General features: G+C 59.0%; 21 protein-coding genes. 13 read left to right on the top strand and 8 right to left on the bottom strand.

Annotated elements, in window-relative coordinates:
• Nucleotides 1-110: 110 nt before the first annotated feature.
• Nucleotides 111-1,826 (top strand): methyl-accepting chemotaxis protein, encoded by a 1,716-nt coding sequence (locus tag BM225_RS14965; protein WP_072709853.1) that lies wholly within the window; start codon nt 111-113, stop codon nt 1,824-1,826.
• A 268-nt stretch (nt 1,827-2,094) separates the two neighbouring features.
• Nucleotides 2,095-2,952: a LysR family transcriptional regulator gene (locus BM225_RS14970; protein WP_072709855.1), complete on the top strand. Its 858-nt coding sequence runs from the start codon at nt 2,095-2,097 to the stop codon at nt 2,950-2,952.
• On the opposite strand, the gene BM225_RS14975 is transcribed toward BM225_RS14970, so the two are convergent.
• Both BM225_RS14975 and pcaQ read right to left on the bottom strand, forming a co-directional pair.
• Nucleotides 2,945-3,358 (bottom strand): response regulator transcription factor, encoded by a 414-nt coding sequence (locus tag BM225_RS14975; RefSeq protein ID WP_072709857.1) that lies wholly within the window; start codon nt 3,356-3,358, stop codon nt 2,945-2,947. The genes BM225_RS14970 and BM225_RS14975 overlap by 8 nt on opposite strands.
• Nucleotides 3,359-3,458: 100 nt before the next feature.
• Nucleotides 3,459-4,400 carry a pca operon transcription factor PcaQ gene (gene pcaQ, locus BM225_RS14980; protein ID WP_072710003.1) on the bottom strand — a complete coding sequence of 314 codons (942 nt, stop codon included), beginning with the start codon at nt 4,398-4,400 and terminating at the stop codon, nt 3,459-3,461.
• 88 nt (nt 4,401-4,488) lie between these two features.
• On the opposite strand from pcaQ, the gene pcaD reads away from it, so the two are divergent.
• Genes pcaD through BM225_RS15020 form a run of 8 tightly spaced genes read left to right on the top strand, consistent with a single transcriptional unit; the run spans nt 4,489 to nt 10,539 of the window.
• Nucleotides 4,489-5,274, top strand: a complete 786-nt coding sequence (gene pcaD / locus BM225_RS14985; RefSeq protein ID WP_072709859.1) for a 3-oxoadipate enol-lactonase — start codon at nt 4,489-4,491, stop codon at nt 5,272-5,274.
• Entirely contained in the window at nt 5,274-5,660 is a 387-nt protein-coding gene (gene pcaC / locus BM225_RS14990) for a 4-carboxymuconolactone decarboxylase (protein ID WP_072709861.1), read from the top strand. Before pcaD ends, pcaC begins: the two co-directional genes overlap by 1 nt.
• Nucleotides 5,653-6,381: a protocatechuate 3,4-dioxygenase subunit beta gene (gene pcaH, locus BM225_RS14995; RefSeq protein ID WP_072709863.1), complete on the top strand. Its 729-nt coding sequence runs from the start codon at nt 5,653-5,655 to the stop codon at nt 6,379-6,381. The genes pcaC and pcaH overlap by 8 nt, the downstream gene beginning before the upstream one ends.
• A 1-nt stretch (nt 6,382) precedes the next feature.
• Nucleotides 6,383-6,982, top strand: a complete 600-nt coding sequence (pcaG, locus tag BM225_RS15000; RefSeq protein ID WP_072709865.1) for a protocatechuate 3,4-dioxygenase subunit alpha — start codon at nt 6,383-6,385, stop codon at nt 6,980-6,982.
• A gap of 51 nt (nt 6,983-7,033) precedes the next feature.
• Nucleotides 7,034-7,876, top strand: a complete 843-nt coding sequence (locus tag BM225_RS15005) for a 3-oxoadipate:acetyl-CoA acetyltransferase (protein WP_072709867.1) — start codon at nt 7,034-7,036, stop codon at nt 7,874-7,876.
• Nucleotides 7,873-9,210, top strand: coding sequence for a lyase family protein (locus BM225_RS15010; protein WP_072709869.1), 1,338 nt, complete (start codon nt 7,873-7,875; stop codon nt 9,208-9,210). Before BM225_RS15005 ends, BM225_RS15010 begins: the two co-directional genes overlap by 4 nt.
• Complete coding sequence (locus BM225_RS15015) at nt 9,207-9,908, top strand: CoA transferase subunit A (protein ID WP_072709871.1); 702 nt, start codon at nt 9,207-9,209, stop codon at nt 9,906-9,908. The genes BM225_RS15010 and BM225_RS15015 overlap by 4 nt, the downstream gene beginning before the upstream one ends.
• 1 nt (nt 9,909) lies before the next feature.
• Nucleotides 9,910-10,539, top strand: a complete 630-nt coding sequence (locus tag BM225_RS15020) for a 3-oxoacid CoA-transferase subunit B (protein ID WP_072709873.1) — start codon at nt 9,910-9,912, stop codon at nt 10,537-10,539.
• A gap of 53 nt (nt 10,540-10,592) precedes the next feature.
• Here BM225_RS15020 and BM225_RS15025 read toward each other — a convergent pair whose 3' ends face one another.
• Complete coding sequence (locus tag BM225_RS15025; RefSeq protein WP_072709875.1) at nt 10,593-11,489, bottom strand: DeoR/GlpR family DNA-binding transcription regulator; 897 nt, start codon at nt 11,487-11,489, stop codon at nt 10,593-10,595.
• Between the two features lie 274 nt (nt 11,490-11,763).
• Between BM225_RS15025 and BM225_RS15030 the strand changes: the two genes are divergently transcribed.
• Nucleotides 11,764-12,948: an efflux RND transporter periplasmic adaptor subunit gene (locus BM225_RS15030; protein ID WP_245780506.1), complete on the top strand. Its 1,185-nt coding sequence runs from the start codon at nt 11,764-11,766 to the stop codon at nt 12,946-12,948.
• 5 nt (nt 12,949-12,953) lie between these two features.
• On the top strand, nt 12,954-16,052 hold the full coding sequence (locus BM225_RS15035; protein WP_072709877.1) for an efflux RND transporter permease subunit: 3,099 nt from the start codon (nt 12,954-12,956) through the stop codon (nt 16,050-16,052).
• Nucleotides 16,053-16,107: 55 nt separating this feature from the next.
• On the opposite strand, the gene BM225_RS15040 is transcribed toward BM225_RS15035, so the two are convergent.
• From BM225_RS15040 to BM225_RS15055, 4 genes are all read right to left on the bottom strand, one after another.
• Nucleotides 16,108-16,896 carry an inositol monophosphatase family protein gene (locus BM225_RS15040; protein WP_072709879.1) on the bottom strand — a complete coding sequence of 263 codons (789 nt, stop codon included), beginning with the start codon at nt 16,894-16,896 and terminating at the stop codon, nt 16,108-16,110.
• Between the two features lie 177 nt (nt 16,897-17,073).
• Nucleotides 17,074-17,850, bottom strand: a complete 777-nt coding sequence (locus tag BM225_RS15045) for an ATP-binding cassette domain-containing protein (protein WP_072710006.1) — start codon at nt 17,848-17,850, stop codon at nt 17,074-17,076.
• Complete coding sequence (locus BM225_RS15050; RefSeq protein WP_072709881.1) at nt 17,850-18,932, bottom strand: ABC transporter permease; 1,083 nt, start codon at nt 18,930-18,932, stop codon at nt 17,850-17,852. The genes BM225_RS15045 and BM225_RS15050 overlap by 1 nt, the downstream gene beginning before the upstream one ends.
• Nucleotides 18,933-19,052: 120 nt before the next feature.
• On the bottom strand, nt 19,053-20,087 hold the full coding sequence (locus tag BM225_RS15055) for a sugar ABC transporter substrate-binding protein (RefSeq protein WP_072709883.1): 1,035 nt from the start codon (nt 20,085-20,087) through the stop codon (nt 19,053-19,055).
• A 201-nt stretch (nt 20,088-20,288) separates the two neighbouring features.
• On the opposite strand from BM225_RS15055, the gene BM225_RS15060 reads away from it, so the two are divergent.
• On the top strand, nt 20,289-21,509 hold the full coding sequence (locus BM225_RS15060; RefSeq protein WP_072709885.1) for an ROK family transcriptional regulator: 1,221 nt from the start codon (nt 20,289-20,291) through the stop codon (nt 21,507-21,509).
• On the opposite strand, the gene cysG is transcribed toward BM225_RS15060, so the two are convergent.
• Nucleotides 21,510-22,892 carry a siroheme synthase CysG gene (gene cysG, locus BM225_RS15065; protein ID WP_072709887.1) on the bottom strand — a complete coding sequence of 461 codons (1,383 nt, stop codon included), beginning with the start codon at nt 22,890-22,892 and terminating at the stop codon, nt 21,510-21,512.
• Between the last annotated feature and the right edge of the window lie 22 nt (nt 22,893-22,914).

The raw sequence follows: 22,914 nt of genomic DNA on the forward strand, positions 1-22,914 counted from the left end.
AGTTTTGGGCGTTTGTTTGTATGAGACGGACGTCCTGTAGATCCGTAAGATTTGATTTTTTTCCTTCGAACGTCCGGCCCCGCTGCAACATTTTCGATGGAAAAACGCCTATGGTACAAATGACTGCCCGCCCCGCCGCAAGTGAACTTGTTCATGGAGAATGGGAGAATGTTGATGCCTTAGAAGCACTTAACGTCCTGTCAAATCCCGTGATGATAGCTGACAACGAAATGGTCATCCGTTTTGTCAACGATGCGGCCTACAAAATGTTCGAGGCGATCGAACCCGACATTCAACAGGATCTGCCCAAGTTCCAAGCCCGCGGTGTGCTGAATAAATCGATCGATCAGTTCCACAAAAATCCCGCATATCAACGCCGTCTTGTCTCTGGCATGCTGAAGCCCCATGACGGGAAGTTCACCATCGGCGGGAAACATTTGGAATTCCGCGCGACGCCGAAGTTCGACATGGACGGCAACCTCGTGTCGATTTTTGTCGAATGGAAGGACCAGACCGAGCTCAAGGATGCTCAAACCCAGGTTGAGCGGCTGATCTCGGGTGTTCTGGACATGGCCGCTGCGCATCAGGATGGCATGATCACTAGCGTTATCTCGCCCGATGGGTTGGATGCGAAATATGCGTCGATTGCGACCAAAGTGAACGAGATGGTCAATGGCCACATCACCACCAAGAAGAAGATCATTGGTGCCATGCAGGCTTTTGCCAAAGGCGATCTTGATTTCGAGATCGAGCAGTTCAGCGGCGAGCGCAAATTCATCAACGATGCGATTGAGGACGTGCGCCACGCCTTCAAGACTGTTGTGAACGACATTCAAGGGCTGTCGCAAGCCATCGTAGACGGCAATCTGGATCAGGTGATTACCCCCGAGAATTACGATGGTGCCTATCGTGATATCATCGAAGCATTCGAGCTGGCCTATGCCTCGCTGAACAACACGATTCACGAAATCAATGAGCAGATTAACCAAATCTCGGTGACGATCACGCAGATCAGTTCCTCGGCGCAGTCTTTGTCGGGTGATGCCCAGATGCAGTCCACAGCCGTTGAGCAAATCTCGGCGACCACCGAAGAGACTGACCAAATGGTGCGCAGCAACGCAGACTCTAGTGCTTCGATCAGCAAGGTTGTGACCGCGGCCCGTGGGGTGACCACTGACGGGCAAGCGAAGATGGCGGAAATGGTCGCGGCCATGCATGACATCCGCGGCGCATCGACGGATATTGGCAAAATTATCAAGGTGATTGACGAAATCGCGTTCCAGACGAACCTGTTGGCGCTGAACGCAGCAGTTGAGGCAGCCCGAGCAGGCGAACACGGACGCGGCTTTGCCGTCGTAGCCCAAGAAGTGCGCAATCTGGCAGGACGTTCGGCCCAAGCGGCCAAGGAAACTTCGGACCTGATCGAAAGCTCTGGCAACAAGGTGAAGGCAGGCGTGGCGCTGGCCGATGAAACGCAGTCGTCCTTTGTAAGCATCACTTCGGATATCGAGAAGATCGACGGTCTGATGGCGAACATCGCAAGCAGCAGCGCCGAGCAATCCCGCGGGATCACGCAGATCAGTCAGGCGGTGAACGAGATAACCAAAAGCAGTATGTCAGTGACCAGCCAATCGGACGAATTGGCCGCAGCCGCTGCCGAGATGGAAGCAGCAACGCAATCGGTCAAAGGTCAAATGCAAAGGTTCAAACTGCGCCCGCGCAGGAAAGCTACTGCAACAGCCAACACTGCTCAGGATATGATGCAGGGTGTTTCGCCTGAGATGATGAAGCAAATACAGGCATTTATCGCAAGCCAAGCGCGATAACGCTAAGTGATAATGTCGCAGTGCGAAGGTGCCGAGCGTGGCGCCTTCGCGTATTTACATCTCATCTTGCGATATTATGTCGGTGAGATCGAACATCTTTCCGTTGCGTCAGTTTTAATTATATGCAAAAAAATTAATGCAATTTTGTCGTGCGCGCCCTAATTCGAACACACATTCGAAGTACAACTTTCAGAGATAGCTTTTGAGCAGGATGCAGCGCGCTGCGTCTGGCGTCTTTGAAATATTTTATTTTGGATAACGATTTGCCATGGAAAACTGGAACGATCTACGCATCTGCCTAGCGCTACACCGGTTCGGGACCATGTCGGCAGCGGCCTCTTACATCGGGGCAAATGTCGCGACCGTGTCACGCCGTATCCACAAACTTAGCGAAGAAATGGGCCAACCGCTGTTCACCAAGAAGGGTGTGATCTGGACGGCGACGCCCTTTGCCATGCATTTTATTTCTTGGGCCGAGCAGACAGAATGGCGGCTCGCGGATCTATCAGAAAAGCAAAACGCGGACATCACGAGCGTGACAGTTCGACTTGACGAGACCACGCGCGGGTCAGTGGCGATGTCAGGTATCAGCGCCTTGGCCGCGGAACGACCGGATCTGAACGTGACGTTTACCACCTTAGACGGAGCCTCGCGGGGCGGCGACATCCAATGTGCGCTTAGCTGCAATGCGCTTGAGGATATGGACCTGATGCAGGTGCCGGTGGGTCACGTGCGCCGCGCGGTTTGGTGTGGGGCTAATTTTCAGAAGGACTTGCGGGGGTGGGTCAAAGTCGGCTCTGCGAAACGGGATGAACGACTACATGCGGCGTTGCATCAGGCCTTTGGTGCGCCCACGGTCGTGACCGAGGATGTGTCAGGCGTGATGGATATTGTTCGTAAAAACCCGCTCGTGGTCGTTCTACCTGTTGATCTTGCGCTTAGTCAGAGGGGGCTTCGGCTCGTCGACAGTTTCCCGGTGATCGAGGATGAAGTTTATCTCTATCTGCCGACGATCCGCGAAAATGAGCAGCTCGGGCAGGACTTGATCGCCGCAACGCGCAAATCCCTTTGCACTGAAGACAACGCGCTGGTGTTGCCGCGCTTGGCCCTGGCAGCGGTTAGCTGATCGGCGTCGCAGCCAGTTGACGCAGGGCACCCGCCCGCGCGGCAAGGGTCGCGGCAATTTCTAGCGCGCTTTCGCTTAGCATGTCCTTGTCGACAAAGACATCGACGTCGTGGGCTGCGACGAATGCCTGCCCGTGGATCTCTGGCAGGCTGGAAGTCAGTATAATCCCCGCGCAGGCAGTTTTCGAATTCAGGGCGCGCACAGAACGAATGAGTTCCCCGCTCAGCGCCCCATCAATATAAGCATCCAAGATGATGACGCAGCCCGCGCTTCTTGATGCGTGGCAAAAATTCAGAAACTCATTTGGCTTTTCAAACACCTCAACAGAGTGCTGTCCGCATCGGGACAGCCAGCGCATCATGAGTTGAGCATGTAGGGAGTCGTCCTCGAGAATTGCGATCTGCATCAGGGCCGACCCATTTTGACTGTTTTATCTCTGCTTTTGCATATTGGTCGATTCACCCTTGGGCTGAAAGGTGTGGAATTGCATCGGGGTAAATGCGTTGTTAACCAGAATGGTCGTTACGGTACATCCGCGTAGGGTGCGCCTTGGTGGTTTCGAGCAAAACTGACACGAAATCCCGTTGCTCTGCGCTGGACAGAGTTTGATCGCGCATTGACACGCCCACAGGCCCGCCAAGCAGATCGCCTTCGAGTTCAAGCACCGCAAGGGTGCCATTCTCAAGTTCCGCACCGACGACCCCGTGCGAGATGAACCAAATCACGTCAGAGCGCTGTACCACCCTCCGGCCAAAGGCGAGCGACACGTTTTCGAACGCGGGGCTGACATTATTCAGGCCAATGGAGTGTAGATAGGAGCGTACCGAGGATGCGATAACCGCCCCGGATGGTGGAAGCATCAGCGGATAGTTCCCGATCTCCTCCAATTGCCAAGAGCGCGACAAGAGAGGGTGATTTGGCCTGACCACGGGCACGACCTTTTCCGAATAGAGTTGTCGGAAGCTCAGACCTTCGACTGCACCGGCAGGGGGCATGCGCCCGACGACCATATCCAACGCCCCCTCGCGCAGCTGCGACAACAGCATCCAGTTCGGTCCGGTCGTCACGCGCAGCAGGCAATCGGGGTGCATATCGCGGAATTTGAGTGCCGCCTCGGGCAGCAGGAACGTGGCCGCAGTGGGCAAAGCGCCGACAGAGAGTCGGGAAGGGGCACGTGGGGCCTCGCGCACCAAATCTTGCGCGCGCTGAAGGTCGATCATCGCAGATCCGGCGTGCTGCTGGAACAGTTTGCCTGCCATGGTCAGCGCAAGTCGCCTGCCAGAGCGGTCGAACAGTGGCACGCCAAGGATATCCTCAAGCTCTTTGATGGTTTTGGATGCGGCGGGTTGGCTGACGTTTAGGGCGTTCGCGGCCGCGCTCAGACTGCCAAGGCGGGCTGTTTCCAGAAAGCACCGGATGTGTCGCATGCGAATGTGGGGGTCGATCATGTCATAACTCATGGGTTATGTGATTTTTCTCTATTTATAATTTTCATAGAGGTCTGCTCATGTCAAACACCAGCGAAGGGAGATTCACATGCAGACTGTTTTGTTCGATCAGATGATGGTTCATTTCCGTGACGAAGGTCCTCGGGATGGCCGCGTGGTGATGTTTGGCAACTCGCTCGGGACCGATCTGCGGGTCTGGGACGTCTTGCTGCCTTTGCTGCCCGAAGGTCTGCGCATCGTTCGGTTCGACAAGCCCGGTCACGGGCTGAGTGATTGCCCCGAGGCGCCTTATGCGATGGACGAATTGGTCCGTGATGCAGAGAACCTTGCCGAGCATCTGGGTTTGAAAGACATCACTTTTGTCGGGCTGTCGATTGGCGGTCTGATCGGACAGGGCTTTGCGGCCAAGCGTCCCGATCTGGTCAAAGCCTTGGTCCTGATGGACACCGCAGCCCAGATCGGCACCGACGAGATGTGGAACACCCGCGTAAACGCAGTCCGCAAGGGCGGCATTGAGTCGCTGGCCGACCCCATTTTGGAACGCTGGTTTGCGCCGACCTATCGAAACGGTCAGTCGTCTCAGATGGCCGCATGGCGCAACATGCTGTGCCGCACCCCCGCCGAGGGCTACATCGGTTGTTGTCAGGCCATCGCTGCGGCGGACCTGACCGAAAGCACCCGCGCGCTGACTCTGCCTGTGATGGCGATGGCGGGCGATCAGGACGGTAGCACACCCCCCGCGCTGGTTCAGGCTACGGCGGAACTCTGCAACGCTCCGTTCCACATCATCGAAGACGCGGGCCACTTGCCCTGCGTCGAGCAGCCCGAAGTGGTTGCGAAACTTATCAACGAATTCCTGGAGGCCACAGCCTGATGTCCGACCGTTTTGACACCGGCATGAAAACCCGTCGCGAAGTTCTGGGCGATGCCCACGTAGACCGCGCCGAGGCCAACAAAACCGATTTTGATCTCGCCTTTCAAACCCTGATCACCGAGGGCGCTTGGGGGACTGTTTGGTCCTCTGATGGCATCAGCCGTCGCGAACGTTCGATGATCACGCTGGCGCTCTTGGCAGCCACCGGCAACTTTGACGAGATCCCCATGCATATCCGGGCCACTGCTCGTACCGGCGCAAGCAAGCGCGACGTTCTGGAGGCTTTCCAGCATGTTGCCATCTACGCCGGGGTCCCACGCGCGAACCATGCCTTGAAATTGGCGAAAGCCACCTATGCCGAAATGGAGGCGGCATCTGATGACTGATTTAGGCCCGCTTATTCCGCGGAATCGCGAAGCGCACCCAGACGCATACGATCCTGCATATAAAACTTCTGTTGCCCGTTCCCCTTACCTGCCTTTGTTGTCGATGGAATCCGGCCTCTCCGAGGAAACCGGTCCCACCTTTGGCCACAGCAAGCTCGGGGTACTCGACAACAACCTGATCCTGAACTGGACCAAGGGCGCGGCCCCCGCTGTGGGCGAACGCATCCTGATGCACGGCCGTGTGGTTGATGAAAACAACCGCGCTGTGCCGAACACGCTGGTAGAAATCTGGCAGGCGAACGCCGGTGGTCGCTACCGCCACAAGAAAGACACCTACCTGGCGCCTCTGGACCCGAACTTTGGTGGCTGCGGTCGCACCCTGACCGACGAAAACGGCTACTACCAGTTCCTGACCATTCGCCCCGGTGCCTATCCTTGGCCGAACCGCGGAAATGACTGGCGCCCGATGCACATCCACATCTCGGTCTACGGTCACAGCTTTGGCCAGCGCCTGATCACCCAGATGTATTTTGAGGGTGATCCGCTGATCAACCACTGCCCGATTGCTGCGACCATCAAGAACCGCAGCCAGCTGGACCGTCTGGTCGCTCCGTTGGATCTGGCAAGCTCGCGTCCGCTGGATTTCCTTGCGTACAAGTTTGACATCGTTCTGCGCGGCCGCCGCCAGACCATGTTCGAAAACAAGCTGGAGGGGATGTAAGATGGTACAGAAACTGGACACTCTGGTAGAGACCCCGTCGCAGACCGCTGGACCCTACGTCCACATCGGTTTGATGCCCACCTATGCGGGCAACGCGGGCTACTACGACGAAGAGATCGGCACCAGCCCCATCGCCGACGGCGCCAAGGGCGAAGTGATCGAGATCGTGGGTTCTGTCTTTGACGGCACGGGTTGGGCGATGCGCGACGCGCTGCTGGAAAGCTGGCAGCCCGACGCGGCTGGCAAGTTCCCCGGCCAAGAGGGTGCAGACCCCGCCGTGACCGGCCTGTGCCGCTTTGCGGCTGATGCCGACACTGGCGAGTTCACCCTGCGCACCGTCAAGCCGGGCAAGGTTGCTCAGCGCGGGGGCGGCTTCGCGGCACCCCACATCTCGGTGTGGATTTGCGCACGCGGCATCAACATCGGCCTGCAAACCCGCATCTACTTCGAGGATGAGGACAACAGCACCGACCCGCTGCTGGCACGCATCGAGCAGCGTCCCCGTGTGGACACTCTGATCGCCAAGAAAATCGGCGAGGGCAAATACCGCTTCGACGTCCGCCTGCAAGGCGAAGGCGAGACGGTTTTCCTCGACATCTAAGTCATTCGGGGCGTCCATTCGTGGGCGCCCCTCTGCATGAAAGACGCGAACATGACCAAACCCTGCATCATCTGTGTGGCCATCACAGGCTCGCTGCCGACCAAAGAGAACAACCCCGCAGTGCCGATCACTGTGGCAGAGCAGATCGAAAGCACTCAGGAAGCTTTCGAGGCTGGCGCAACCATCGCCCACTGCCACGTGCGTGACGACGAAGGCAAACCGACCTCGGACCCCGAGCGTTTTGGCCGCCTGAAAGAGGGTCTGGAAAAGCATTGTCCCGGCATGATCGTGCAGCTGTCGACCGGTGGCCGTTCCGGCGCGGGCCAGACCCGTGGCGGTATGCTGCCCCTGTCGCCCGACATGGCGTCGCTGTCGGTTGGCTCGAACAACTTCCCCACCCGCGTCTACGAAAACCCGCCGGAACTGGTCGATTGGCTGGCCTCCGAGATGGTGAAATACGGCGTGAAGCCCGAGATCGAGGCGTTCGACCTGAGCCACATCCTCAAGGCCGCCGACATGTTCAAGAAGGGCCAGATTGCAGAAACCCCCTACGTTCAGTTCGTGATGGGCGTGAAAAACGCGATGCCCGTGGACCGCGATGTCTTTGAATACTACATCAAAACGGTGCATCGCCTGTTTGGCGAAGACGCCAACTGGTGTGCCGCTGGGATCGGCGCCCATCAGATCACGCTGAACGACTGGGCCGTGTCGTCGGGTGGTCACGCCCGCACCGGTCTGGAAGACAACGTCCGCATCGACCGCGACACACTGGCGCCCTCGAACGCGGCACTGGTGCAGCGCGTGGTAGATCTGTGCGACAAGTACGAGCGCCCCGTTGCCACCTGGCAGCAGGCTCGTGAAATGCTGAACCTGAAAGTACCCGCAGTCGCATGACCCCGACCCCTTTGACTGGCGCCGTGATGGCGCCGCTCTATGGCGATATGCAGGCCACCGCCCTTCTGTCAGAAGAGGCGGTCGCCGCGCATATGGTCGCCTTTGAGATCGCCTTGGCCCGCGCGACCGAGGCGGCTGGCCTGACCGAAACCGGCAGTGCTGACGCGATCGCTGCTGCGCTGGACGGGTTCGACGCAGACTTGGCTGTACTGGGGCAGGGGACCGCTTCGGCGGGTGTTCCCGTGCCAGCTCTGGTTGCCCAACTGCGCGCGGCGTGCGGCGAGGCAGGGCAGGCATTGCACTGGGGCGCGACCTCGCAAGACGTGGTGGACACCTCGACCGTGATGGCCGTGCGTGATGTGCTGGAGCTGTACGCGGATCGCGTGTCTGCGCTGATTGGCGCCTTGGAACAGCAGTCCGAGGCATTCGGGGACGTGGTAATGGGCGGGCGCACGCGTTCGCAAGTGGCCACTCCAATCACCTTTGGCATGCGGATCGCCACTTGGGCGGCACCGCTGATCGCATTGGAAGCAGAATTGCCCGCGCTGAAGGACCGGATCGCTCGGGTCCAGTTCGGCGGAGCGGCAGGCAACAATCTGGCGGTGGCGCCCCATGGTGCAGACATCGCAGAGACGTTGGCGTCTGAATTGGGCCTAGGCGCGACAGTCCAATGGCACGGCGACCGAAGCGCGGTCATGGCAGTGGGTGCTTGGGTGGGCCGCGTGACCGCAGCCTTGGCCAAGATGGCAGGCGACCTGATCCTGATGGGCCGGTCCGAAGCTGCCGAGGGCAAGGCAGGCAAGGGCGGCGGATCGTCGACCATGCCCCAGAAGTCCAACCCGGTAGCGTCCGAGGCGATCGTCACGCTGAATGCCTATGTCACCGCGCTGACCCCCATGCTCGCCATAGCGGCCAGCCCCGCAGAAGAGCGGGACGGGGGCCGTTGGGCGATGGAATGGTTCGCCCTGCCGCAAATCCTGATCGCAGGCGCAGCTGCCTTGCGTCACGGGGCGGATCTGGCCGCGACCCTTCAAGCCTTCCCCGAGAATATGGCACGGATGCTGGACGCAAACGGAGGCGCGATCATGTCCGAGGCTGCCAGCTTTGCACTTGCCGCGCATATGCCGCGAGCAGAAGCGCAGACGCTGGTGAAGGATGCTCTGAAACTGGTGAATGGGCAGGGCAAAACCCTGACTGAAGCCTTGTCCGAAATCGGGCCCGACGGGATCGACTGGATGCAAATCCTTGATCCACGTCAGGCCATCGCGCCGTCGCAGGCGCAGGCAAAGGCGATCTTTGCCAATCGAACCAACTCTTTGGAGGAGACAAAATGAACAAAGTGTATGGCAGCGCGTCGGAGGCCTTGGATGGCCTGCTGCGCGACGACATGCTGATCGCGGCAGGGGGCTTTGGCCTGTGCGGGATTCCCGAACTCTTGATCGATGCGATTGTGGAAAACGGCGTCAAGAACCTGACCGTGGCCTCGAACAACGCAGGCGTTGACGGGTTCGGTTTGGGCAAACTGCTGGATACCCGCCAGATCAAGAAGATGATGAGCTCTTACGTGGGCGAAAACGCGGAATTCATGCGCCAGTACCTGTCCGGTGAGCTGGAGCTGGAATTCAACCCGCAGGGCACCTTGGCCGAGCGGATGCGCGCTGGTGGCTGCGGCATTCCCGGTTTCTACACCAAAACTGGCGTGGGTACCGTGATCGCCGAAGGCAAAGACGTGAAGATCTTCAATGGTGAAGAATACATCATGGAAGAAGGCATTTTCGCCGACATTTCCATCGTCAAAGCGTGGAAAGCGGACGAAACCGGCAACGCGATTTTCCGCAAGACCGCCCGTAACTTCAATCCGCCCGCCGCGATGTGCGGCAAGATTTGCGTGATGGAGGTCGAGGAAATCGTCCCCGCAGGCAGCCTTGACCCCGATCACATCCACCTGCCCGGCATCTACGTACACCGCCTGATTCAAGGTGAACACGAGAAGCGGATCGAACAGCGCACCGTGCGCAAGAAGGAGGCCTGATATGCCCTGGGATCGCAATCAAATGGCCGCCCGCGCGGCGCTGGAACTGGAAAACGGCACCTATGTGAACCTTGGTATCGGGATTCCGACGCTGGTTCCGAACTTCATCCCCGAAGGCGTGCAGGTCGTGCTGCAGTCCGAAAACGGGATGCTCGGCATGGGCCCGTTCCCGTATGAGGGGGACGAAGACCCCGATCTGATCAACGCAGGCAAGCAGACCATCACCGAACTGCCCGAGACCAGCTACTTCGATTCGGCCACCAGCTTTGGCATGATCCGCGGCGGCAAGATCGCAGCGGCGATCCTTGGCGCGATGGAAGTGGCTGAAAACGGCGATCTGGCGAACTGGATGATCCCCGGCAAGCTAGTCAAAGGCATGGGCGGCGCGATGGATTTGGTGGCCGGCGTGGGCCGCGTGGTCGTGGTCATGGACCACACCAACAAGCATGGCGAGTCGAAGCTGCTGAAATCCTGCACCCTGCCCCTAACCGGAAAGGGCGTGGTGGACCGCGTGATCACCAACCTAGGTGTTCTGGACGTGGTTGAAGGTGGCCTGAAGATCGTGGAATGCGCAGACGGCGTCACCGAGGACGAACTGCGTGCTGCCACCGAAGCGACGATTGTGGATTAACGAGTTTCCGCACAGGTTTCCGTGCACTCAGGGGGCCGACGGGCCCCCTCTTTTTATTCTTCTTCGTCAGAAGATTCCAAAGTGCGGACGGTCTTGGGCTTGGCTTTGCCCACCTCCGCGATGGCGACGTTGATACCCTTGTCTTGCATGCGGCGCAGGTCCTCGGGGGCGATGTTGTCGTCCACGATCACTGCATCAAATTCGGTCAGCGACGCAAAGCTGTGTAGCGCGCGATGGTTGAATTTGGTATGGTCCGCCAAGAGGATGCGCTTGTCCGCGCATTCCAGCATCGCACGCTTGGTTTCGACCATCTCGGGCGACTGGTGGTAGACCACGTCATTCGCAATCGCAGACATAGACACGAACACCGTATCCGCGCGGACCTGCGCGATCTGGCTGCGGGTCATCCGGCCCATAAAGGCGTTGCACCAGTTGTAAAACTGCCCGCCCAAAGCGATCAGGGCAATATCGCGAACCTCTTTCAACTCGTTGATCATCAAAAGCGAGTTGGTCAGGACCGTGAGCGGGCCCTTGCTCTCCAACAGTTCGACCATCTGCCAAACCGTCGTTGAGTCATCGAGAAAGATCGCCTGCCCCGGCTCAATGAATTCCATTGCCTTGGCTGCGATGGCGCGCTTTTCGGCGACCTGACGGGACGAGCGGTAGATATCGCTGGACTCGATCAAGTTGGTTGGCGCAGCAGAGACGATCCCGCGGGTTTTGCGCAGCAGGCCCAGGCTGACCAGTTCGTCCAGATCACGGTGCACGGTCATCAGGCTGATGCCGAACCGCTCGGTCAAATCTTCGATCCGCATTGTACCTTCGGCCATCACGGCTTCGGTAATCATCTTGCGGCGCGCCAACTGCCGCGCCTGACGGCTGTCGGCGGGGGTCTTTTCAGCCATCAAACGGTCAAAGGCGGTTTCAGTGCTTGGCGGGATCTTGGTCATAGTCGTGCTTCTCTTGGTCTCTACCCATTAGAGCGAAAGTGCAGCTAAGGCAAAGACTGCGGGCGGGTTCCCTGCTGAAATGCGCAGAAAACCCTGCGCAAATACAGCATTCAGCCCGAAAAGATCGCTTTGAGTGCGTGTTTGCGCTGACATTTCCGTGAATTTCGCAACTGCAGCATCGGATGGCGACAGAAAACGTCATAACTAAACGTTTATTGTCCAAGCGCGATTTTCCGTCGCCTTTTCATACCACAACCGAGATCGAGCCCTTTCTATGACCACACTCCCCTCCTGTTTTCGAGCTCGTAAGCTGGCCTTTGGCGCTGCAGCGCTGTTGACCTGTGCGACGCCTATGTTTGCCCAACAGGGTCCGGGCGGCGCGCCGTCCGCCACCCAAGTGGGCGTGATCGAAATGTCGCTGGAAAAGGTGCCCTATCAGGTCACTTTGCCCGGCCGCGCCGTTGCTTATGAACAAACCGATATCCGGCCTCGCGTCGAAGGCGTGATCGAAGAGATCGTCTATGCCCCCGGCCAGCAACTGGAGGTCGGTGATCTGATGTACCGGATCGAGGCTGCATCCTACGACGCTGAACTGGCTGCCGCCGAAGCTGCGCTCGCGGGTGCCAAGGCGAGCGTGCAGTCTGCCCAAGCGACCGTGGACCGCTATCGGCAACTCGACGGGGTGGGAGTGACCCGCGAGAGTGTCGAGACTGCGGAAGTGGCCTTGATGCAGGCAGAGGCGGACGAGCGCGCCGCAGAGGCATCGCTGCAAACTGCGCAATTGAACAAGGACCGTACAGAAATCCGTGCCCCCATTCAGGGCGTGCCAGAGGTGTCCGAATTCTCGGTCGGAGCGTTGGTGACGGCAAATCAGGCTGACGCGCTAACGACCCTGACACGCTTGGACCCAATCTACGTGGACCTGACCGAATCCAGCGCGCGTCTGCTACGCACGCGCGAACGGATCGCAGACGGGCAGTTGACCATGGGCGACGAATTGGATGTGTCCCTGACATTGGAAAACGGCCAGTCCTATGACAGCAAAGGGTCTCTGGTCAGCCCCGGCACACTAGTGTCGTCGACCACCGGTGGCGTGGAATTTCGCATCCAATTTGATAACCCTGATCGCTTGATCATGCCTGGCATGTTCCTGCGGGCTCATGTGACCGTCGGCGAAACCGAGGCTGTTTTGGTACCCCAAGGCGCCACCGATCGCGCGGCCACCGGCGAGCTGACAGCCTTTGTCGCGGTGGATGGCAAGGCCGAGCAGGTCACACTAACATCCCAAGGCACCTATCAGAACGCGTGGGTCGTCACCGATGGGATCGAAGACGGTGATATGCTGATCGTGGACGGTCTGCGGAACCTGCGGAACGGTGCCGACGTCGAGACTGTAGCTGTGACCATCGACGAAAACGGTGTGGTCTCTGACGCGGTTGAAACCGCCGACGCGGAGTAAGCGCCTTGGTCGATTTCTTTATACACCGCCCTGTTTTTGCGTGGGTTCTGGCGATTGTAACAATGCTCGCTGGGGCGTTCTCGCTGACCCAGCTGCCTGTTTCCCAGTATCCTGACATTGCCCCGACCACCGTCCGCGTTTCTGCCAACTACACCGGTGCAACCGCAGAGGCTGTGCAGAACTCTGTAACCTCGACCATCGAGGATGCCATGACTGGTCTGGACGGCCTGCTCTACATGGTCTCGGATTCGAGCGAAGGCTCCAGTAGGATCACTCTGACCTTTGACGAAAGTGTCGAAGGGATTGATGCTCAGAACGAAGTGCAAACCAAGGTCCGGCAAGTAGAGACGCAACTGCCGGAGCGGGTGCAGCAAGCTGGCGTGAGTGTACAACGCTCCACCAGCTCTATCCTGATGGTGGGGGCGCTCGTCTCGACTGATGGGTCCTACAATCAGGTGCAGCTTGGCGACATGTTGGACCAAACCATCGAAGGACCTGTTCAGCGAACCGAGGGCGTTGGCGGCATCAATACCTTTGGCTCTGGCTATGCGATGCGCATCTGGCTTGATCCTCTGAAACTGGCGCAGTTCCAATTGACCCCCGCCGATATCACCAGCGCGGTTCAGGCGCAGAACACCACGGTATCTGTCGGCAGTCTGGGCAACCAGCCTACGGTTCAGGGCCAGCAGTTTACAGCGACCATCACCGCCCAAAGCCAGCTGACCAGTGTAGAAGAGTTCGAGAGCATCCTGCTCAAGAGTGAACTGGACGGCAGTGCTGTATATTTGGGTGACGTGGCCGAGGTTGAAGTAGGGCAGGAAAGCTATGGCGGGGACAGCCGCTTTAGCGGTCTGAACGCTGCAGGTTTCGGTGTGAACCTCGCCACTGGTGCGAATGCGGTCGATACCGCCGAAGCTGTGCGCGAAGTGCTAGAGGGTCTGGAGCCCGCGCTGCCCGAGGGCGTAGAAATCCGCTATGCCTACGACACATCACCCTTTGTCGAGCTGTCGATCGAAAAGGTTTACCACACCCTGATCGAAGCCGTTGTGCTCGTATTCCTCGTGATTTTGATCTTCCTGCAGAACTGGCGCGCCACCATCATTCCGATCATTGCCGTCCCTGTGGTTTTGCTTGGGACCTTCGCAATGCTCGCGGCGCTGGGGTATTCGATCAATACTCTGACCATGTTCGCAATGGTGCTGGCGATTGGCCTTCTGGTGGATGATGCCATCGTGGTCGTGGAGAACGTCGAACGCGTGATGGACGAAGACAATCTCGAACCGATGCCGGCAACCGAACGTAGCATGGGCCAGATCACGGGCGCTCTGATCGGTATTGCCTTGGTCCTGTCGGCCGTGTTCCTGCCGATGGCGTTCTTTGGCGGCTCGACAGGCGTGATCTACCGACAGTTCTCGGTCACGATTATCACCGCGATGGTACTGTCCGCGATCGTGGCGCTGGTTCTGACACCTGCTCTGTGTGCCAGCATCCTGAAGCGCAGCCATGGGACAGGCATTGCGCCCGCCCGTTGGTTCAACCGGAACTTCGACCGCGTGAACCGTGGATATGAACGCACGGTGGGCCGCATCCTGCGCAAGCCGATCATCATGTTGCTCGTGCTCGCAGGCGTTGGCGTTGGTGCGTGGCAAATCTACGAGCGTCTGTCTTCGTCGTTCCTGCCGACCGAAGACCAAGGCATGTTGATGACCATGGTGCAGTTGACCGAAGGCTCGACCTCGCAGCAGACTTTGGCCGTCGTTGAGGAGATCGAGGATTATCTGCTGAACGAAGAGTCCGAGACTGTGGACAGTGTCTTTGCGGCGCTGGGCTTTAGCTTCTCGGGAACTGGCCAGAACAACGCGATGCTGTTCATCAAACTGCATGATTTCGATGATCGCGAGGCCGCAGATCGGGCAGCAAGCGCCTTGTCCGGCCGTGCGAACATGCGGTTCATGAGCCACCGCGCGGGGCAGATATTCTTTATGCAGCCGCCGGCCATCCCCGGGATGGGCAACACCAACGGCTTCTCCATGTACCTCGTGGATAATGGCAGCAATGGTTATGAAAGCCTGATCGAAGCGGCCAATGAATTGGTGCAGAAGGCAAACGAGGACCCCAACCTGACCAACGTGCGCGTGTCTGGAATCGACGCCGAAAGCGCCCTGCGGGTCAATATCGACCAGCAGAAAATCGATGCCTTTGGGGTGTCGTTGTCTGACGTGAACTCGATGCTGTCTGTGGTCTTTAGCGGGTCCGAAGTGAATGACTTCGTTCTCGAAGGGAACTTGCGCCCTGTGATCGTGCAAGCGGCGCCGGAACACCGGATGCAGCCCGAAGACATCGAAAGCTGGTACGTTCGTAACGACTCTGGCGAAATGGTGCCTTTCTCCAGCTTTGTCACGACTGAGTGGGTGTCCGTGCAGCCAAAGCTATCTCGCCACTCGGGCGCAGATGCGATCGAGATTTCGGGTAGCAACAGCGACACCGCGTCATCGGGTGCGGCCATGGACGCGATTGAGGCGTTGGCGACCTCGATTGACGGCGGTTACGGCGTCGAGTGGACCGGCATCAGCTATCAGGAGCGTCAGTCCGGCGATCAAGCACCCTACCTCTATGCGCTTGCCATTCTGGTGGTCTTCCTGTGTCTCGCCGCACTGTACGAAAGCTGGACTGTGCCGTTCTCGGTGATGCTCGCGGTGCCGGTAGGTGTCCTTGGCGCGCTGGCTGCGGCCTACCTGTTTGGCCAGTCGAACGATGTCTACTTTAAGGTGGGCATTCTGACGACCATCGGTCTGGCGGCCAAGAACGCCATTCTGATTGTCGAGTTTGCCAAAGATCTGGAAGAGCAGGGCAAAGAGTTGATCGAAGCCACGATGGAGGCCGCGCGCCTGCGCCTTCGTCCGATCTTGATGACCTCGCTCGCGTTCATGCTGGGGGTTGTGCCCCTTGCGACTGCGAGCGGTGCGGGCGCTGCGGCCCAGAACGCCATCGGCATCGGTGTGCTGGGGGGTATGGCCACGGCGACGTTTATCGGCGTGTTCATGGTGCCCGCGTTCTACGTGATCGTGCGCCAAGCAACGGATCGCAAGAAAAAGACTGCATGATCCTGAGCAAGTCCTGAAATTGGAAACGCCGCCCTGCGTTAGGGCGGCGTTTTTGTTATTCGGCTGCTTGAGAGTGGGGCGGGTCCATGATGCGGGCGATGTTTGGGATGCGGCCGTTATGGGCCAAGACGCGTACAGGCTCTTTGACAAAGGTCTGGATGGGCCCGTGCTCGATCACGCCGCCCGCCGCGTTGATCATGGCGAGACCCGCTGCCGCGTCCCAAATGTTCAGGGCGCGCTCGTAGTAGGCGTCGAACCATCCTGACAGAATGCCGATGAAGCCTATTGTCGCCGCCCCATGACGACGGTGATCCATGCCCGCCTCGCGGATGCGGGCGATGCGGTCTGTATATTCGTGCATCGGCTGACGGTCGGAATACCCTAGCGACACCAAGCGTACCTGATCAGGGTGCACCATGCCAAAGTCCACAGGCTTGCCCTTTACAAAGGATCCGCGTCCGGCTTGACCGCTGGCCATCAGGTTTTTGTCGGGGGCATAGATCACCCCCAATTCAAAGCTTGTGCCGTTGAAGTAGCCGATGGAAATACCCCAATCGTCCATGCCGCGGCTGAAGTTGGTGGTGCCGTCAATGGGGTCCACGATCCAGCAGCCGTCCACGCGGCCTTGCAGCCCCTCTTCTTCGCCAAGTACGCCGTCTTCGGGATAGGTCTCTGCGATGCGCTGGCGGATCAGAGCCTCGACCGCGTAATCGGCGTCGGTTGCGTAGTCTTCGGGGGCCTTGATCGTGTAATCCAACCCTTCGGCCTGATCGCGCATAGACTGGGCCAAGGCGCCAGCTTTGCGGGCGAGAGAGACGGCAAAGCCGAGACGGTCAGCGGTCATGAATGCTCTCCGATATCTGAGGGGGCGTCATCGAAAGTCCCTATCGGGGTAACGCGGCCCCGTTGATGCTGCAAGCGCGGCACAGACGTAGGGCACAAAAAAGCGCGGGCTGGTTCGGACCAACCCGCGCATTAAGCAAAGGACAAAAGGGGGAGGCGTGCCCTTTGCTGGGAGAGATTAGGCCGCTTCGGCGGGCGGCTCTGCTGCGCCGGTCATGAAGGCCACCGCGTCGGACATGGTGTAGTCCTTGGGGTTGATGGTGCAGAGGCGACGGCCCAAGCGGTGCACGTGGATGCGGTCTGCAACCTCGAACACGTGGGGCATGTTGTGGCTGATCAGGACAATCGGGATGCCGCGCGAGCGGACGTCTTGGATCAGTTCCAGAACCTTGCGGCTTTCCTTGACCCCCAGCGCAGCGGTCGGTTCGTCAAGGATGATCACCTTGGAGCCGAACGCAGCGGCGCGGGCCACGGCAACACCTTGGCGCTGACCACCGGACAGAGTTTCGACGGCCTGGTTGATGTTCTGAATGGTCATCAGACCCAGCTCGTTCAGCTTCTCGCGGGCAAAGGCTTCCATCGCCTTGTGGTCTAGCATCCGTAGGACGTTGCCAGCGAAGCCGGGCTTGCGCAGTTCACGGCCCACGAACATGTTGTCGGTGATCGACAGGGCAGGGGACAGTGCCAGCGTCTGGTACACGGTCTCGATGCCAGATTCCCGCGCTTCGAGCGGCGATTGGAACTGGATCTTTTTGCCTTCGAGAGTGATCTCGCCTTCGTCGGGGATTACGGCGCCCGAGATGGCTTTGATCAAGCTGGACTTGCCCGCGCCGTTGTCGCCAATCACAGCGAGGATCTCGCCGGGATACAGATCGAAATCGGCTTGGTTCAGGGCGGTGACTTTACCGTAGCGCTTTACCAGACCACGGGCTTTGAGAATGGGTTCTTGGGTCATCATGCCGACACCTTCCGGATCCATTGGTCAATCGAAACAGCGAGGATAATCAGCCAACCCACTGCAAACACCTGCCAGAGCACGTCCACACCGGCCAGCTTCAGGCCCGACTGGAACACACCCACAATCAGCGCGCCAAACAGAGCACCAAGGATCGAACCGCGACCACCGAACAGAGAGATGCCACCGATCACAACCGCGGTAATAGACTGCAGGTTGCCCTCGTAGAACGCTTGGGGGCTGATCGAGCCGATGCGGCCCACGCTGCTCCATGCAGCGATCGCGCAGACGACGCCTGCCAGCATGTAGACTTGGGTCAGAGTGCGGTCGGTGCGGATGCCAGCCAGTTCGGCGGCCTCTTTGTCATCCCCGATGGCGTAGACGTGGCGGCCCCAGGCGGTTTTGTTCAGTAGGAACCAAAGCGCAAAGAAGACGACGATCATCAGGATCGACCCAAAGGTGATCCGCGCCGAGCCGATGTTGAACGCCTCGCCAAAGAACTTCAGCGCGCCCGCGTTTGCATCGATGTCCTGACTGCGGATCGACTGCGCGCCGGACAGCCACAGGTTCAGCGCGTAGAAGATGTTCCAAGTGCCCAATGTCACGATGAACGGGGGCAGCTTTAGACGGGTGACCATCAGACCGTTCAAGAAACCGGCCGCGCCGCCACCAGCAAAGCCGATGATCAGAGCAAAGAAGGTCGGCACGCCGAACGAGACGGCTAGATTACCCATCACAACACTCATCAGCACCATGATCGCCGCGACCGACAGGTCGATGCCTGCGGTCAGAATGATCAGCGACTGCGCCGCAGCCAACAGGCCGATGATCGACACCTGCTGCATGATCAGTGTCAGGTTGAAGGCCGAGAAGAAGCGGTCACCGGCGATAAAGCCGAAGACGATGACAGACATCACCAGAACGATCACGGGGACCAGAGTCGGGTTTCCGTGCAGGGCTTTCTGGATGTGGTCCATCAGCCCTTTGCTGGTGTGCTCGAACGCGGCGACGGTTTTGTCGCTCTTGTCGAGGGATGATTCAAAATCCTGACCTCGCGGCCGGGATTGGCTCTCGTCGCTCATGCGGCTCCTCCTTCGCTGCCAGACGTGCAGCTTTGGTTTGGATGGTGTGTGGGGAAGAGAAATTTACAAACAAATCGGGGGGCGGAATGCCCGCCCCCCTAAATGGCGGTTAAGCGTCGATTAGCCCCAGCACTTGCCCAGACCCTCTTCCGAGGACAGGCTTTCGATACCGTCTACAGGCTCGTCGGTGATCAGCTCGACGCCGGTGTTGTAGAAGTCCAGACCGTCGGAGTTCTGGGGCTTCTCACCAGTTTCAGCGAAGTGCTTGATCGCTTCGATGCCTTTGGACGCCATCAGCAGCGGGAACTGCATCGAGGTCGCGCCGATCACGCCATCAGCGACGTTCTGAACACCGGGGCAGCCGCCGTCGACCGATACGATCAGAACGTCGTTCTCACGGCCCATGGACTTCAGCGCTTCATAGGCACCAGCTGCAGCGGGTTCGTTGATGGTGTAAACAACGTTCACCTCGGGATCCTTCTGAAGAAGGTTCTCCATCGCGGTACGGCCGCCTTCTTCGTTACCGTTGGTTACGTCGTTGCCAACGATACGCGGATCGTCTTCGTCACCGATGTCGGTGGGGTTTTTGATGTCGACGCCAAAGCCCTGCAGGAAGCCCTGGTTGCGCAGATAGTCGACCGAGATTTCCGAGGGGTTCAGGTCGAGCATCGCGATCTTCGCGTTCGCTGCGTCGTCACCCATCTTGGCCTTGGCCCACTGACCGATCATCTCGCCAGCTTTGAAGTTGTCGGTGGCAAAGGTCGCGTCTGCGGTGTCTGCGGGCTCGAACGGGGTGTCGAGAGCGATCACCAGCAGGCCGTTCTCACGCGCTTGGGTCACAACAGGTGCCAGAGCGCGGCTGTCGGTCGGGGTGATCAGGATGCCCTTGGCACCCGATGCGATGCATGTCTCAACAGCAGAGACTTGGCTTTCCACGTCGCCATCGATCTTGCCTGCGAATGTCTGCAAGTTAATGCCGTTGGCTTCGGCACCAGCAACCGCGCCTTCCTTCATTTTCACGAAGAAGGGGTTGGTGTCGGTTTTGGTGATCAGGCATGCGCCAACTTCGTGGCCCGCTGCCATCGCGGGGGCCGCTGCGATCGATGCGGCGACTGCTGCGCCTGCCAGCAGAGCGGTTTTGATGGTGGTCTTCATAAGTCTTCCTCCCAAGTAAACTTCGACCGTCCTCTCGGTCGTCGGATCGGCATTGCTGCCACCCTTGGCGCAAAGAAAACCGATTCACTCGCGTTCGTCAATAAATAAATCAAGTTGATTTAATATTGACAGAACGGTTCAGATTTTGAAGCTTGTGGGAATTGAGCAGGCGCAATACTCAGAGCGCCTGAGGGAGAAAGAATGGCCAGTTCCACACTCGACGCTACTGTAAATAAGGCGGTAGGCCACGTTCGCGGGTCTAATCAAACGGGTGTGCGCGCGCACAACGAACGGTTGGTTCTCACGCTCATTCGTCAGTACGGACCCATGGCCAAAGCTGAAATCGCACGTCAGACCGGTCTGTCGGCTCAGACTGTTTCGGTGATCATGCGATCCCTCGAAGCAGACGGTCTGGTCACCAAGGGCGAGCCGATACGGGGTAAGGTAGGGCAACCTTCGGTCCCGATCAAATTGCGTCAGGACGGCGCCTTCTTTTTGGGGCTGAAGGTTGGTCGGCGCAGTCTAGATTTGGTGCTGACAGATTTTCTGGGCACGATTCTCAATCGCGTTCAGTTAACCCACCATTTTCCGACACCAGACGGCGTTGTCATGTTTGCCAATCATGGGATCACCCAGCTGCTTAGCCAGCTCACGGACGAAGAGCGTGGTCGAGTGGCAGGTATGGGAATCGCAGTGCCATTCCGTTTGTGGGATTGGGCCAAGTCGCTGGGTCTCGAGGATGATGCCATGGACGACTGGCGCACCCGTGATATCCGAGAGGAGATCGAGGCGCGCTGTGATTTCCCCGTTTTCCTGCAGAATGACGCGTCTGCGGCCTGTAGCGCCGAGGTCGTCTTTGGGGATGCCGAGGACAGGTCAAATGACTTCGTCTACTTCTTTATCGGGTTCTTCGTCGGCGGCGGTCTTGTTCTGGACAACACGGTCTACACGGGCAAATCCGGTAATGCTGGCGCGGTCGGGTCGATCCCGATTTCGTTCACCAAGACGAATTTGACCCAGTTGGTTGATGTGGCTTCGTTATCCTGCCTCGAGAACGCTATGACCAGCAATGGGTTATCTGCAGATGTGATCTGGGCCAACCCGAACGACTGGCATGTCCCACGCGCGCTTGTGGAAACATGGATAGAAGAGGCGAGCCAAGGTCTGGCCTACGCGATCGCGTCGGCCTCTTCTCTGATCGACTTTGGGTGCGCGATGATCGACGGCTGGATGCCCGCGGCAGTTCGCGAGGAACTGGTCAAACGCACGATCCAAAAAGCCAGCATGCTCAACACAGCGGGGATCGAGTTGCCCACCGTGCGATGCGGCACCATTGGCAGCGATGCACGCGCCCTAGGCGCGGCAAGTCTACCGCTGTCCGAACGCTTCCTCGTGGATCGCAACGCGCTGATGAAGGGCTGATCAGCCCTCGGCACGTTTGAATGCAGGCGCGGTGAGTTTCGGGCGCCGGACCATGATGATCGCTGGGTTCTCGACGCCATCTTCGGCCACAGTGCGGGCCAGATCCCCCAAGGTGGTTTTCCAGATTTTTTCGTCAGAGTGGCTGGCGCGTGTCACAATCTCGACCGTGCAATCGACTGGGGCCCCGTTCCGTACCAAGGTTTCTGCGATCTCGTCTGCGCGGGCGACTGCCATGTAGAGCGCGAGGGTCGCTCCCTCGTTCAGCATGCGCCCCCAATCAGGGTTCGGCGCGCCGGGACGGCAGGTGCCGGTGGAGAAAACGACATGGTCGGTTTGCCCACGTTCGGTCAGAGCGCGATTGATCGACGCCGCCGCGGCGCTGGCCGAGGTCACGCCGGGCACGATCTCTACTTCGATACCGGCGGTTTCAGCTGCAGCCATTTCTTCGGTACTGCGTCCAAAAAGCGAAGGATCGCCGGATTTCAGACGAACCACTTTTTTGCCCTGCTTGGCGCTGGCGACGATGACTTGGTTGATTTTGTCCTGCGGCCAGCTGTGCGCGCCAACCTCTTTGCCGACAAAAACGCGTTCGGAATCTCGGCGGGCCAGTTCTAGAACTTCGGGGTCAACCAGACGGTCATAGTAAATGATGTCGGCTTCTTGCAAACGCGCGACGGCACGCATCGTCAGCAGATCTCGCGCTCCCGGACCAGCACCAACGAGCGCAATGCTCCCCACGGTCGGTTCAGGAATGCCGCCAGCCTCGATTTCGGCCTTCAGCATTTGGGCCGCTTCGCGTTCGGCCCCTTGGCGGTGTTTGTCCCAAGCAGGCCCACTGAAGGTCCGACGCCAGAACTCGCGGCGCGCCTCTTTGGGGACACGAAACGCGACTGCATCACGCAGACGACCCGCCAGCGCGGCGAAGCCGCCAAGGCGCGGGTCAAGCATGGTCTCAATCTGGGTTTTGATCTGACGACCAAGGACGGGGGCCGTGCCTTCGGTCCCTATGGCGACGACGACCGGATTGCGGTCCACCAGCGATGGCGTGGTCGCGTCGCACAGGTGCGGTTGGTCAACCACGTTCACCACGACGCCCGCCTCTTTGGCGATGGCGTGGATGCTGGCGTCGATGCCCGGACAGCCCGAGCCGATAAAGACCAGAGCAGCGCCGCGGAACAGATCCGGCGTGATGGGGCCATCGTAGTGGCTGGCACGGCCGTCGGCCACCAGCGCGGCCAGTTCCGGCTCTAGTTCTGGCGCGGCGAGAACGATCTCGGCCTCGGTTTTCAGGATCAGCCGAGATTTCTGGGCGGCTTGCTCGTCTCCGCCCACAATCACCACGCGGCGCCCTGCCATCGTCAGGAACATGGGAAAGGATTTCATGGCGTCACTCCAGTGATCGTAA

This window comes from Donghicola eburneus (assembly GCF_900115865.1).
Taxonomy (GTDB): domain Bacteria; phylum Pseudomonadota; class Alphaproteobacteria; order Rhodobacterales; family Rhodobacteraceae; genus Donghicola; species Donghicola eburneus.